Consider the following 12027-nt stretch of genomic DNA (forward strand, 5'->3'; position numbering starts at 1 on the left):
GGCGCAGGCCGCCGCCGCCAAATCGCCTGTTGTCGGTGCGGTGGAAGAGGCCGGGCAGGGCGTCCGTGCGACCGTGGACGGCGTCGAGCTTCGCCTTGGCCGACCCTCCTTCTGCGGCGCGGAGGCGCTGGTTGGCAGCACCGTCGTCGATCCCGAAGCCTCCATCGTCGCGTTCAGCAAGGGCAGCGAGAGGTTCGTGCTCTCGGTCCGCCAGGGCCTCCGTCCGGACGCGCAGGCTGTGATCGCGGCGCTGAAGGCGCGCAATATCGGCATCGAGATTCTCTCCGGCGACCGCGAGCCGGCGGTGAAGGCCGCGGCTCACGCGCTCGAAATCCCCGAATGGCGCGCCGGCGTCACGCCGGCCGACAAGATCGCGCGGATCGAGGAACTGAAGCAGCGCGGCGCCAAGGTGCTGATGGTGGGCGACGGCATGAACGACGCGCCTTCGCTCGCGGCAGCCCATGTCTCGATGTCGCCGATCTCGGCCGCGCATCTGAGCCAGGCCACCGCCGATCTCGTCTTCCTCGGCCGGCCGCTGGCTCCGGTGGTTGCGGCCATCGACGCATCGCGCAAGGCGCTGCATTTGATGCGGCAAAACCTCTGGCTTGCGATTGGCTACAATGTGCTCGCGGTGCCGGTTGCGATCAGTGGCGTCGTGACGCCCCTGATCGCGGCTGCGGCCATGAGCGGATCCTCGATCCTGGTCATGCTGAATTCGCTGCGGGCGCGCAGCACCTCGCGGGAGATCGCGTAATGGAGATTCTGGTCATCCTGGTCCCGCTGGCGTTGATGCTCGGCGGCGCCGGTCTCGTCGCCTTTCTCTGGTCGCTCCGGAGCGGCCAGTACGACGATCTCGATGGTGCCGCCTGGCGCGCCATCGCCGATGACGAGCCGCCGCAGGAAGCCCCAGTCAAGCGCTAGCGCTTCAAGTTCAGCGCGAGCAGGCCAGCGGCCGCAAGGGCTATGCCCACGCCCGTCACGCAAGCGTGCCAGCCGAATGCATCGAACAGTCGGCCGAGAACGGCCGTGCCGACGAGCCCTCCACAGAAATAGCACGCAAGATAGGTGCCGCTGGCGACCCCACGGTTCTCGGTCGCCGTCTTCCCTACGAAGCCGGTGGCCGCCGCCTGTGCAAAGAAGGTTCCGACCGCGACGAGCACCATTCCGGTGAGAACTTCAGGCAGCCGCGCAGTCAGCATCAGCGGCAGGCCGATGCCGGCAACGGCGAGCGAGCCCCAGATCGTCGGGGGCGCTCCGATGCGTGAGGCAACCCGCCCAGCCAGCAAGGTCGTGACGACCGAGGGCAGGAACACCAGATAGACAAGGCCAAGATCCATCATGCCGAGCGACAGCGGCGGTCGGACCAGAACGAAATTGACGAAGGTGAAGGTACCGATGAAGGCGAACAGGATGCAGAAGCCGATGCCGTAGGCCGCGCGCAATCGCGGATTGCGCCAATGCGCGATGGTGGCTTTGAGCGGCGAAGCAGTCGGCATCATCGCATGCATCGGCTGCAGGCGTCGAATCGTGAAGTAGACCAGCACCGCGCCGGCCAGATTGAGAGCTGCGAACAGATAGAAGTTCCAGGCAAGGCCCAGGCCGTCTGCAACGGCGGCCGAGATCACCCGGCCGACGAGATTGCTCGCGACATTGCCGGTGATGTAGGCGGCAAAGGCGCCGCCGGCGTCCATCGCGCTGCATTGCTCGCCGAGATAGGCGAGGGTGAGCGCGAAGGCGGAGGCCATGCACAGGCCCTGTGCGACGCGCAGGACGGTGAACACGGCGAGATTTGGCGCGATCGCCAGCAGGCTGGTCGGGAGTGCGAGCAGCATCAAGCTGAGCAGGATGCCGGTCCGGCGGTCGATATGCGGGCTGAGAAAGCCAACCACGAGGCTGGCTGTGGCCATGCCGAACGTGCTGGCGTTGACGGCAAAGCCCATCGCTGCGGGCGTGACGCCGTAATGGCGCGTCAGCGAGGGCAGGATCGCCTGTGTTGCGAAGAGATCGACGACGGTCAGGAACGCGGTGAGGCCGATCACGAGCGAGCGTAGCGCCAGACCCGGCGAGTGCGCCTCCATCGTCATCGCGGCCGGTTTGATCGGTGCGGAAAGATCGGTCACGGCGTGATTGTCCTGTGAGGATTTGGCGCCCGGCATGGGGATCGCGGGCGCCTCATCCATAACGGTGCGCTGGGGCTGGAATGCGCTCGTTACATGTGGCGATCGTTGGGATCCTTGCGGACGTCGCCGACGTAGAGAACGACGATCTCCTTGCCGAGATTCTTCCACCAATGCGAGGTGCCGTAGACCTCCGGGCGGATGTCGCCGGCCTTGTGCACGATCGGATCGACGCAATTGGAGGCGTATTCGACGATCTCGCCCTGCTGCACGAAGATCAATGCGGGACGATCGTCGTGGCTGTGCCAGGGCACGATGCCCCCAGGCTCGATGGTCAGCTTGCGGAAGCGCAGCTCGCGCCCCTCGAGATGTGCCGGCTGCTTGCCGAGGTCTATCGCCCCAAGGGTGACGTCGGTAACGCCGACGGGTTTGTAGTCGACCATCTGCTGGGCGTTCGGTTTGATCTTGCCGGCCGGACATTCGCCGGCGATGACCGGCTGCGCCGAGAGCGTGAGCGCGCCGGCAATGGCAAGGCCTGGCCAGATCGGACGCGACAGGGCGTGGCTCCTAGACATGGAAGGGTCTCCTGCGTTGGCCGCGACCCCGCTGGTCGGCGGCTATGACGGGAGCTTCATCGAGATCGCGTCGATCCTGAAATGCCGGCTTGCTCTCGATGCGATAGCGCGGTGCTATGTTGATGCGCGGCGGCTATCGATCCGATTGGGCAACGGCATTTCCGCTTCCGGCGTATCCGGCGTCCGATGGCACGGCGCCCGATTGGCGGGCGTTCACGTCAATCCGCAGGAGCCCCAATGCCGAAATTGTCCAAGACCCTGATCGCCACCGCCGCGTTTGCGGTCATCGCCACCTCGGCCTTCTCGGAGGCGGCCTGGGACTTCAAGGCCGGCATGGCCTATGTCTATGGCGGCCCCGGCAAGATGTCGGCGATGGCCATGGCTCCGGCCGAGAAGAACCACGAGGCGATGATGAAGAACGCCAAGAAGGTGCCCGACAACACCGTCTTCTTCATGAGCAACGGATCGCTGTACTCCACCTCGGGACGGCTCGATCCGACCGGCAATTTCTACGTGAACTGAGCCGGCCTGGCATCGCGGCCGCCCCTTGCGGGCGGCCGAACCGGGAAACTAATATTCGCTGAAGGGAATGCCGGAGCAGAAGATGACATCTCTCTCGCCAGCCGATGCCGAGCAGCTCAGGCTTGCTTTCCAGCGCTGCCGCGACATGGACGGCACGCTGAACGAACAGCTCTGCGCCTATGCCGACGCCAGCCGTGCGGTGTTTCCGGCCTATGGCGAGGCCGTCGATCGCCTGGTGGCGAGATTGGGCGGGAACGGCGGTGGCGAGACCGCGCCTCACCCGGGCGATGCGATGCCGGCGTTCATGCTGCCGGACGAGGCCGGGCGTCTCGTCACGCTGCCTTCGCTGCTGCAGCGCGGCCCGCTCGCCGTGATGTTCCTCCGCGGCCATTGGTGTCCCTATTGCCGGCTCAATGTCCGTGCCGTGGTCCAGGCGTTCGATCGCATCGAGGCCATGGGTGCGCAGATCGTTGCGGTCATGCCGGAGACGCAGGAATTTACCCGCCAGCTCAAGGCTGAATCCGGCGCGCCGTTTCCGGTCCTGACCGATCTCGACAACGGCTATGCGCTGTCGCTCAATCTCGCGATCTGGCTCGGTGCCGAGATCCAGCGCCTGTTGTCCTATCAGGACATGGCGAAATTCCACGGCAATGACGGCTGGATGCTGCCGATCCCGGCCGTGTTCGTGGTCGGCCGCGACGGCATCGTGAGAGCGCGCTTCGTCGATCCCGATTTCCGCAAGCGCATGGAGATCGACGATCTGCTCGCCGCGCTGGAGAGCGCGGGCAGGGAGAACTAGGTTCTCAGCTTCTCCCCTTAGGAAGACCGTTCTCGCTACCCCGCGATCTCGCGCCAGTCGGCGCCGCGCAGCATGCGCATCACGGCGCTGGCGACCGCCGTGCGCTGCCGGCCGGCCACGCCGTAAAGGCTGACGGTGCGGCGGGCGTCCAGGCCGGCGACGACGGCACGCGTCAGTGTCTGCGGCAGGGGCGAGGTGTGCGGTATCATGGCGACGCCGATGTCGGCCTCGACCAGCTCGATCAGGTCGCGCTCGCTCGAAATCTCGTGGCCATGCTCGATGCCGTGCTCGTGCAGGCTCGCGGAGATGCGGCGCGAATGCTCGCAGAACGTCCGGCTCAACAGTTGCTCCGAGCGCAGATCGTCCAGTTCGATGCTGCTGCGGCCGGCCAGCCGATGTCCGTCGCCAACGACGAGCTCGAAGCTCTCGGTGAACAGCGGCCAGGCGTCGAGCCGTTCCCAGGCCTCATCGATCTCGGCGGCGATGCCTAGCTCGGCTTCACCTTTCTTCAAGAACTCGACGACCTCGCGGCTCGTCCCGCGCAGGAAGCGGAATTCGAGCTGGTTGAATTGCCGTCTGATCTCGTTGAGATGCGGAATGAGCAGCGCTAGGTCGATCGAATGCGTCAAGGCAACGCGCAACGCGCCGACCTCTCCGCTTTTTAACGAGGAGGCGAGCGAGCGCGCGCCGGCGGCAGCGTCAAAACACTGCTTCAGGAGCGGATGCATGCGCTGGCCGAGCTCGGTCAATTGCGCCGCCGGCCGCTCGCGGCGGAACAGGTCGCCGCCAAGCTCGGCCTCGAGTTGCTTGATCGCGCGTGTCAGCGAGGGCTGTGTAACGTTGCACTCCTCGGCCGCGCGCGTGAAATTGAGCAGCTGCGCCACCGCGAGGAAATAGCGGACCTGGTGCATTTCCATGGATCGGCTCCCAGCGAAATCGACTTCAAATCTAGCCGATCGGAACCAGAAATGACATCCCACGCGCGATAGCACGGACGTATGGACTTGGAAGCCAACTGGCATTTCAAAAGATCCCGCCATCTCTTAAAATGATCGCGGGTAACAATGCCGCCGCGTGCGACGAAAATTCGGCCGGTGCAGGCTCACCAGGAGCGAACCATGAACGGCATGAAGGGCAAAGGTGCGGATATCCCGGGTCAGGTCGTGCTGGTGCTTCAGGGCGGCGGTGCGCTTGGCTCCTATCAGGCGGGTGTCTACCAGGCGCTGCACGAGGCCGGCATCGAGCCGGACTGGGTCATCGGCACCTCGATCGGCGCCATCAATGCGAGCCTGATTGCCGGCAACGTGCCGGAGCAACGGCTTGCGCGCCTGAAGGAATTCTGGAAGCGGATGGAGCAGGCCCCGGTCTGGACCCTGGGCGGCGCCTTTCCCGACTTCAACGAGAGGCTCGCTTATTGGTCGACGGTCACCGGCGGCATTCGCGGCTTCTTCCGGCCCAATCCACTGGCGCATGCGGGCGATTCCTATCCGCTCGGTGCCGACAACGCGGGCTATTATTCGACCGCGCCGCTGGAGAAGACGCTGAGCGAGCTCGTCGATTTCGATCTCGCCAATCGCTGCGCGCCGCGCCTGACGGTCGGTGCGGCTCATGTCGGCACCAGTGAAATGCGCTATTTCGACAGCCGCGACAGTGAACTGACGGTGAAGCACATAATGGCGTCGGGCGCGCTGCCGCCGGCTTTCCCGGCGGTGCGCATCGACGGCGAGCTCTATTGGGACGGCGGCATCCTGTCGAACACGCCGACGGAAGCGGTGTTCGACGACAATCCGCGCAGGGATTCGCTGATCTTCTCCGTGCATTTGTGGAATCCCGTCGGACCCGAGCCGAACACGATCGCGGAGGTGCTGAACCGGCACAAGGACGTGCAATATTCCAGCCGCATTTCGAGCCAGATTGCGCGCCAGCAGCAGGCCCATCGCCTGCGCCATGTCATCAACCAGCTCGCGGCACGGCTTCCGGAGAGCGAGCGCAGCGATCCCGCGGTGAGAGAGTTGACGAGCTATGGCTGTCCGACCCGCATGCATGTGGTACGGCTGCTGGCGCCGCAGCTTGAGCGCGAGACCCATACCAAGGATATCGACTTCAGTCCGTCGGGGATCACACGGCGTTGGCACGCTGGTTACGCTCACACGCGATCGGTCCTGGCACGCAAGCCCTGGATCGGCGAATTCGATCCGCTCGCCGGGGTGGTGCTGCACGAGCATATGGAGGAGATGCCGATTGCGGCGGAGTGAGGGCTTGACGCGTGATTGTCTTGCGCAGTGGCGATTTCCCGAGGGCTAGGTCTAGGCTATTGTTGCCCCGTGTTCGTCGCGAGGCTTGCAATTGGTCGCTGAGAAAGATCTGGAGGCAACGCTCGATCTGGTCCGCGCCAACGCGGCGGGGCCGGTAGCGGGCGTGTTCGGTCCTGATACGCTGACCTGGCGGATCGACCGGGAGGCGGTCATCTTTCTCGGTGCCGGCCGCGCGTTGTTGCTGCAACTGGCGCATCCCTGGGTCGCCGCCGCCATCGCCGAGCATTCGAAAACCCTGGCCGATCCGATTGGCCGCTTCCATCGCACCTTTGACATCGTCTTTGCCATGGTGTTCGGCTCGCTCGACCGTGCCTTGCTGTCCTCCCGGCAGCTGCACCGACGACACAGCATGATCGTCGGAGAGATGCCGGAGACGGTCGGTCCCTTTGCGGCAGGCTCGCGCTACTGCGCCAACGATATCCCCTCGCTGCGTTGGGTCCATGCGACGCTGGTCGAGACGGCGCTGATGGCGCACGAGCTGGTTCTGTCGCCATTCTCGGTGGAGGAGCGCGAGCGCTACTGGAGCGAGAGTCGGACGTTCGGTGCATTGTTCGGATTGACGGCGGATGATCTGCCCGCGGACTGGTCGGGCTTTACGTCCTACACCGCGGCGATGGTGCAGACGGACACGCTGACCGTGAGCCCGGCGGCGCGCGAGATCGCGGCGCAGATTTTTGGCGGCGCGCGTCCGTGGTTGCGGCCGCCACGATGGTATCGCTCGCTCACGGCGAGCCTGCTGCCGGAACGCTTGCGCGCCGGCTTCGGGTTTGAGCTCGGCGAGCGGGAGCTCAGATCGGCCGACAACGCGCTGCGATGGATCCGGCGCATCTATCCGACATTGCCGGATCGGCTGCGCTATGTCGGGCCCTACCAGGAAGCGCAGGCGCGCTTGCGGGGCGAGCCGCAGCCCGACTGGATGACGCGCTGCCTCAACAGGGCGTGGATCGGGCGGCCGCAGATGGATGTGCGCCGCTGAGAATTATTCAGGGTGTCCCGGACACAGCGCACCGCAAGAGCACTGCGCTGCGTCCGGGGAACGAGAGCGGAAAGTGAGGCGCAAAACTGTCTCCACACCGTCATTGCGAGCGCAGCGACTTGTCCGCCGAAGCTGGCGAAGGCGGAAGCAATCCAGACTGTAACCGCGGAGGGTTTTTGGATTGTTTCGTCGCAAGGGCTTCTCGCAATGACGAAGAATGAGGAAGCGGCTTGCCTCACACCGAAGCCAGCTTCCGGTAGAGCGCGCTGTAGGTCCCCGCCGAGATGCTCCAGGAGAAGGACCGTCCCATGGCGCTGCGGCGCATGGTGTCGAGCTGGTCCTGCGCCATGAAGGCCGAGAACGCGCGGCGGACGCCGCCAAGGAAGGACTCGCGCGAGGGCCTCGAGAACAGGAAGCCGGTCTCGCCGTCGGTGATGGTTTCGGCAAGGCCGCCGGTCTGGTGACCGATTGGCAGCGAGCCGAAGCGCTGGGCGTACATCTGGCTGAGCCCGCACGGCTCGAAGCGCGACGGCATCAGGGTGAAATCGCTGCCGGCAAAGATGCGGCGGGCCTGGGCATCGTTGAAGCCGATCACAACTCCGATCGCGTCGGGGCGGCGGCGATGCGCGTCGATCAAGGCCTGCTCCAGCGCCGGCTCGCCGGAGCCGGTGACCACGATCTGTCCGCCGGCATCGACGATCTCGTCGGCCGCCGACAGCACGAGATCGATGCCCTTCTGGTGCACGAGACGCGCGACGATGCCGAACATCGGGCCGCGCGAGACCGCTAAGCCAAACTGCTTGCGGACGTAGTCCGCATTGGCCCTCTTGCCGACCCAGTCGCCGGCGCCGAACTGCTGGGCGAGCTGGGCGCAGGAGCGCGGGTCCCAGCTCTCGTCGATGCCGTTGAGGATGCCGGTGAGCTCGGACGCGTCCGAGCGCAGGCGGAGCAGGCCCTCCAGGCCGCAGCCGAATTCGGCCGTGGTGATCTCGCGCGCATAGGTGCCGCTGACGGTGGTGAGGTGCGAGGCGTAGACGAGGCCCGCCTTGAGGAAGGACAGCTGGTCGTAGAACTCGACACCGTCGATGTGGAAAGAGCTCTCCGGTGCGCCGATCCGCCGCAGCGAGTCCTTCGGAAAGAGGCCCTGATAGGCAAGATTGTGAATGGTCAGGATCGACGGCAGCTTGGAGCCGCGCCAGGCGAGATAGGCCGGCACGAGCGAGGCCTGCCAGTCATTGGCATGGATCAGGTCAGCTGCCCAATTCTTGTCCAGCTTGCCCATGGCCAGCTCAGCGGCGGCAGAGGCAAAGCGCGCGAAGCGGATGTCATTGTCGGGCCAGTCGCGCCCGGACTCGTCGCCATAGGGGTTACCGGGCCGGTCGTAAAGTTGCGAGCACAACAGCACATAGACCGGCATTCCGTCCTTGGTTGCGGCCCGTCCGAGCGAGCAGGCCGGCATCTCCGCGAGCGCCGGGCAGCGTCCAACGATCTGAATATGCGTGAGTTGCTCGATGATGTCGCGATAGCCGGGCAACATGATCCGGATATCGGCAAAGGAGCGAAGGGCGCGGGGCAGTGCAGCGGACACGGCTCCAAGGCCGCCGACGCGGACGAAGTCGTCCAACTCCGTGGTGACGAACAAGACCCTCAAGAACAGCTGCCCTCTGTCGATCCCGTTCGCTACTATGCAAGAACGGGTCCAGTTGTCCGGGAATTCTTAAAGCCCACCCACGCGGCGTGTCGGTTCGGTAAACACTTTCCTACTCGGCCGCCGCCCTCTAGGGTCGCCGCATCAACAACAGAGAACTTCGAGAGTTCCTAAGACCCAAGGACGTGAGCAGGCATGCAGCTAGCAGATAAGCATGAGGGGACGACGACAAAAGCCTTCGCCGGGCTGAGGGTCCTGGATTTTTCCACCACCATCGCCGGTCCTCACTGCGCGCGGATGCTTGCCGACATGGGCGCTGAGGTCATCAAGATCGAGACCGACGGCGGGGAGACCATGCGGACCCGGCCGCCGCTGCGCAAGGGGTGCAGCACCGCGTTCGGCCAGCTCAATGTCGGCAAGAAGAGCGTCGTGCTCGACCTCAAGTCCGAGGACGGCAAGGAGGCGGTGCGCCGGCTGGCCGCGGCATCAGACATCCTGGTCGAGAACTTTCGCCCCGGCGTGATGCATCGGCTGCGGCTCGACTACGACAGGCTGCGCACCGTCAACCCGAAGCTGATCTATTGCTCGATCTCGGGCTACGGCCAGACCGGCCCCTCGGCCGAGCTGCCGGCCTATGCGCCGGTGATCCATGCCGCCTCCGGCTATGATATGGCGCATCTGGCCTACCAGCCCGGCCGCAATCGCCCTGATTATTGCGGCATCTATCACGCCGACGTCGTCACCGGCACCTACGGCTTCGGGGCGATCGCGTCCGCACTCTATCAGCGGACCGTGACCGGCCTTGGCCAGCACATCGACGTGTCGATGCTGGAATCGATGCTGTCACTGACGCTGACCGAATTGCAGAGCGCACAATTTGCCGTGAAGCCACCGCCGCGCCCGATGTTCGGCCCGACCGAGACGGCAAGCGGCTATGTCATGATCACGGTCGCCAGCGAGAAGACGTTCCAGGGATTGATGGGCGTGATCGGTCACCCCGAATGGATCTCCGATCCGCGCTTTGCGACCTATGCCGCGCGCCGCGAGAATTGGGCCGAGGTGATGGACGGCGTCGAGGCCTGGTCGCGGCAGCTCACGACCGATGCGTGTCTCGCAGCGCTAGGGGCTGCCGGCGTGCCGGCTTCGGCCTATCGCACCGTGTCCGAGGCGCTGGCCGATCCGCAGCTTGCGCACCGGCAGGCGCTCTCCGAGGTGCGGGACGAGGGCGGCTCCTTTCAGGTGCTCAACCTGCCATTCCGGATGTCGGGTGCCGATACCACGCCGGCCAAGACGATGGCCGTGCTCGGCGAGCATACGGATGCCCTGCGCGAAGAGATCAGCCTCGCCGATGATGCATCAATTCCGACAGGCAAAACTGCCGCGACAGGCTGAGCACCATTACGCCGCACGTGCGGCGTGTGATCTGTCGCGCGTTCCTCTTGCCGTGGCGAGCTTTTGTCGCCAATCTCGTCCCCAGTCATTCAACGATCCGAAACATCGGACGAGGGATCCCGGGAGGAACCATGACGAACATTGCTGCCGCGGCGCGCAAGCACGCGCCGATTTTCCTTGTTGCGGCATTTGCCCTCCTTCCGCTGGCCGGGCCGGTGCAAGCGCAGAAGCCGGGCGGCAGCATCACCGTCGGCCAGGAGCTGGAGATCGCGGGCTTCGATCCGCTCAAGGTCGGCGTCTACGACACCTCGACCTTCACCGCGGCCGCGGCGATCTTTGATACGCTGACCACGCTCGACGACAAGGGCGAAGCCGCGCCGAAGCTCGCGATGTCCTGGACTCATTCCGACGATTACAAGAGCTGGACCTTCAAGCTGCGCCAGGGCGTGACATTCCACGACGGCACGCCGTTCAATGCGCAGGCTTTCAAGGAGAATTTTGACCGGCAGAAGGACCCGGCCAACAAATGCCGCTGCGCCTTCTACATCACCAACGTCAAGGAAGTGCTGGCGCCGGACGAAACCACCGTTGTCTTCAATCTGACCGATCCCTCGGTGAACTGGCCGGCGGTGATCACCATCCAGAGCTCCAACAACGTCATTCAGTCGCCGACCGCCTGGAAGACGAAGGGCGACGATTACAATCGCAATCCCGTCGGTACCGGTCCCTATATCCTGAAATCATGGACCGCTGGCGACCGGATGGTGCTGGAGAAAAACCCCAACTACTGGGACAAGGGCCGTCCCTATCTCGACCGCATCATCTTAAAGCCGCTGCCCGATGCGCAGTCGCGCTTCGCCTCGCTGCAATCGGGCGAGGCCGACATCATCTGGGACGACGAGAACGACGCCGACAACATCATGAAGGCGCAGAAGGACTCCAAGCTCACGGTGCACACCTACAAGGGCTCGGGCGCGCAGGTCTACGCCTTCAACACCAAGGTCGCGCCGTTCGACGATGTCCGCGTGCGTCAGGCGCTGGTGATGGCGCTCGACCGCCCGAAAATGTCGCAGGCGATCAGCAACGGCCTGAGCCGGCCCGCGACCAATCCCTATGGCGATGGCTCCTGGGTCAAATGCAAGGATGACGGCGCGCTGCCGTTCGATGTCGAGAAGGCCAAGGCGCTGATCAAGGATTACGGCAAGCCGGTCGAGTTCAAGATGCTGGTGACCGCAACCCCGCGCGGCCGCATGATCGGCCAGGTGCTTCAGCAATTCTGGAAGCGCGCCGGCGCCAACATGGAGATCGAGCAGGTCGATCAGGCGACCATTCCGTCACGCGCCTTCACCCGCCAGTTCCAGATGACGCCGTGGCGCATCGTCGATCTCGCCGATCCCGACCCGCAGATGTACGCGAATTTCCGCAGCGGCAGCCCGCTGGCATTGGCCGGATACTCAAACCCGGAGCTCGACAAGCTGCTGGACCACGCGCGCGTCACCGCCGACCTCGGCCAACGCACCGAGGATTACTGCGCCATCAGCCGCCTGATCAACAAGGAGGCAATCTGGTTCTGGACCTTCCAGAACACTTATTACGCGCTGTCGAGCGCCAAGCTGAAAGGCTTCCCCAAGATCTACAACGGCGTGATCGACGTTTCGACGACCTGGCTGGAATGATGGCGCG

The 12027-nt window shown here is 64.8% G+C and carries 12 protein-coding genes; 8 read left to right on the forward strand and 4 right to left on the reverse strand.

All coding sequences use genetic code 11. The annotated features are described in order from the left end of the window. On the forward strand, positions 1-754 hold a 754-nt coding region (locus IC66_RS0105855), incomplete at its 5' end, for an HAD-IC family P-type ATPase (protein WP_038946985.1). Beyond that, positions 754-921 carry a cbb3-type cytochrome oxidase assembly protein CcoS gene (ccoS, locus tag IC66_RS0105860; protein ID WP_008138466.1) on the forward strand — a complete coding sequence of 56 codons (168 nt, stop codon included), beginning with the start codon at positions 754-756 and terminating at the stop codon, positions 919-921. The genes IC66_RS0105855 and ccoS, both read left to right, overlap by 1 nt. Here the strand turns inward: ccoS and IC66_RS0105865 are convergent. Continuing rightward, complete coding sequence (locus IC66_RS0105865) at positions 918-2120, reverse strand: MFS transporter (protein WP_038946986.1); 1203 nt, start codon at positions 2118-2120, stop codon at positions 918-920. The genes ccoS and IC66_RS0105865 overlap by 4 nt on opposite strands. 89 nt (positions 2121-2209) lie before the next feature. Further along, positions 2210-2692, reverse strand: a complete 483-nt coding sequence (locus tag IC66_RS0105870; protein ID WP_038946987.1) for a cupin domain-containing protein — start codon at positions 2690-2692, stop codon at positions 2210-2212. Between the two features lie 237 nt (positions 2693-2929). Here IC66_RS0105870 and IC66_RS0105875 point away from each other — a divergent pair, with 237 nt between their 5' ends. Beyond that, positions 2930-3214, forward strand: a complete 285-nt coding sequence (locus IC66_RS0105875) for a hypothetical protein (RefSeq protein ID WP_038946988.1) — start codon at positions 2930-2932, stop codon at positions 3212-3214. Between the two features lie 82 nt (positions 3215-3296). After that, positions 3297-4013: a peroxiredoxin-like family protein gene (locus tag IC66_RS0105880; RefSeq protein WP_038946989.1), complete on the forward strand. Its 717-nt coding sequence runs from the start codon at positions 3297-3299 to the stop codon at positions 4011-4013. Between the two features lie 35 nt (positions 4014-4048). On the opposite strand, the gene IC66_RS0105885 is transcribed toward IC66_RS0105880, so the two are convergent. After that, entirely contained in the window at positions 4049-4930 is an 882-nt protein-coding gene (locus IC66_RS0105885) for a LysR family transcriptional regulator (protein WP_038946990.1), read from the reverse strand. Positions 4931-5131: 201 nt separating this feature from the next. On the opposite strand from IC66_RS0105885, the gene IC66_RS0105890 reads away from it, so the two are divergent. Together IC66_RS0105890 and IC66_RS0105895 are read left to right on the forward strand one after the other, a co-directional pair. After that, on the forward strand, positions 5132-6268 hold the full coding sequence (locus IC66_RS0105890) for a DUF3734 domain-containing protein (RefSeq protein ID WP_028143077.1): 1137 nt from the start codon (positions 5132-5134) through the stop codon (positions 6266-6268). Positions 6269-6359: 91 nt separating this feature from the next. Continuing rightward, positions 6360-7304 (forward strand): oxygenase MpaB family protein, encoded by a 945-nt coding sequence (locus IC66_RS0105895; protein WP_038946991.1) that lies wholly within the window; start codon positions 6360-6362, stop codon positions 7302-7304. A gap of 235 nt (positions 7305-7539) precedes the next feature. On the opposite strand, the gene glgA is transcribed toward IC66_RS0105895, so the two are convergent. Further along, the gene (glgA, locus tag IC66_RS0105900) at positions 7540-8955 is read right to left on the reverse strand and encodes a glycogen synthase GlgA (protein WP_038946992.1); all 1416 of its coding nucleotides are present in this window, start codon (positions 8953-8955) and stop codon (positions 7540-7542) included. Between the two features lie 192 nt (positions 8956-9147). On the opposite strand from glgA, the gene IC66_RS0105905 reads away from it, so the two are divergent. Then, positions 9148-10344, forward strand: coding sequence for a CaiB/BaiF CoA transferase family protein (locus IC66_RS0105905; RefSeq protein ID WP_038946993.1), 1197 nt, complete (start codon positions 9148-9150; stop codon positions 10342-10344). 131 nt (positions 10345-10475) lie between these two features. Further along, the gene (locus IC66_RS0105910; protein WP_038946994.1) at positions 10476-12020 is read left to right on the forward strand and encodes an ABC transporter substrate-binding protein; all 1545 of its coding nucleotides are present in this window, start codon (positions 10476-10478) and stop codon (positions 12018-12020) included. The last annotated feature ends 7 nt before the right edge of the window (positions 12021-12027 follow it).

This window comes from Bradyrhizobium genomosp. III (genome assembly GCF_000261705.1).
GTDB classification, from domain to species: Bacteria; Pseudomonadota; Alphaproteobacteria; order Rhizobiales; family Xanthobacteraceae; genus Bradyrhizobium; species Bradyrhizobium ottawaense.

What these genes read in the sequence shown, in the direction of transcription:
- ccoS (WP_008138466.1), top strand. Translation starts at nt 754, where the DNA reads ATGGAGATTCTGGTCATCCTGGTCCCGCTGGCGTTGATGCTCGGCGGC.
- IC66_RS0105870 (WP_038946987.1), bottom strand. Translation starts at nt 2,692, where the DNA reads ATGTCTAGGAGCCACGCCCTGTCGCGTCCGATCTGGCCAGGCCTTGCC.
- IC66_RS0105875 (WP_038946988.1), top strand. Translation starts at nt 2,930, where the DNA reads ATGCCGAAATTGTCCAAGACCCTGATCGCCACCGCCGCGTTTGCGGTC.
- IC66_RS0105880 (WP_038946989.1), top strand. Translation starts at nt 3,297, where the DNA reads ATGACATCTCTCTCGCCAGCCGATGCCGAGCAGCTCAGGCTTGCTTTC.
- IC66_RS0105885 (WP_038946990.1), bottom strand. Translation starts at nt 4,930, where the DNA reads ATGGAAATGCACCAGGTCCGCTATTTCCTCGCGGTGGCGCAGCTGCTC.
- IC66_RS0105890 (WP_028143077.1), top strand. Translation starts at nt 5,132, where the DNA reads ATGAACGGCATGAAGGGCAAAGGTGCGGATATCCCGGGTCAGGTCGTG.
- IC66_RS0105905 (WP_038946993.1), top strand. Translation starts at nt 9,148, where the DNA reads ATGCAGCTAGCAGATAAGCATGAGGGGACGACGACAAAAGCCTTCGCC.
- IC66_RS0105910 (WP_038946994.1), top strand. Translation starts at nt 10,476, where the DNA reads ATGACGAACATTGCTGCCGCGGCGCGCAAGCACGCGCCGATTTTCCTT.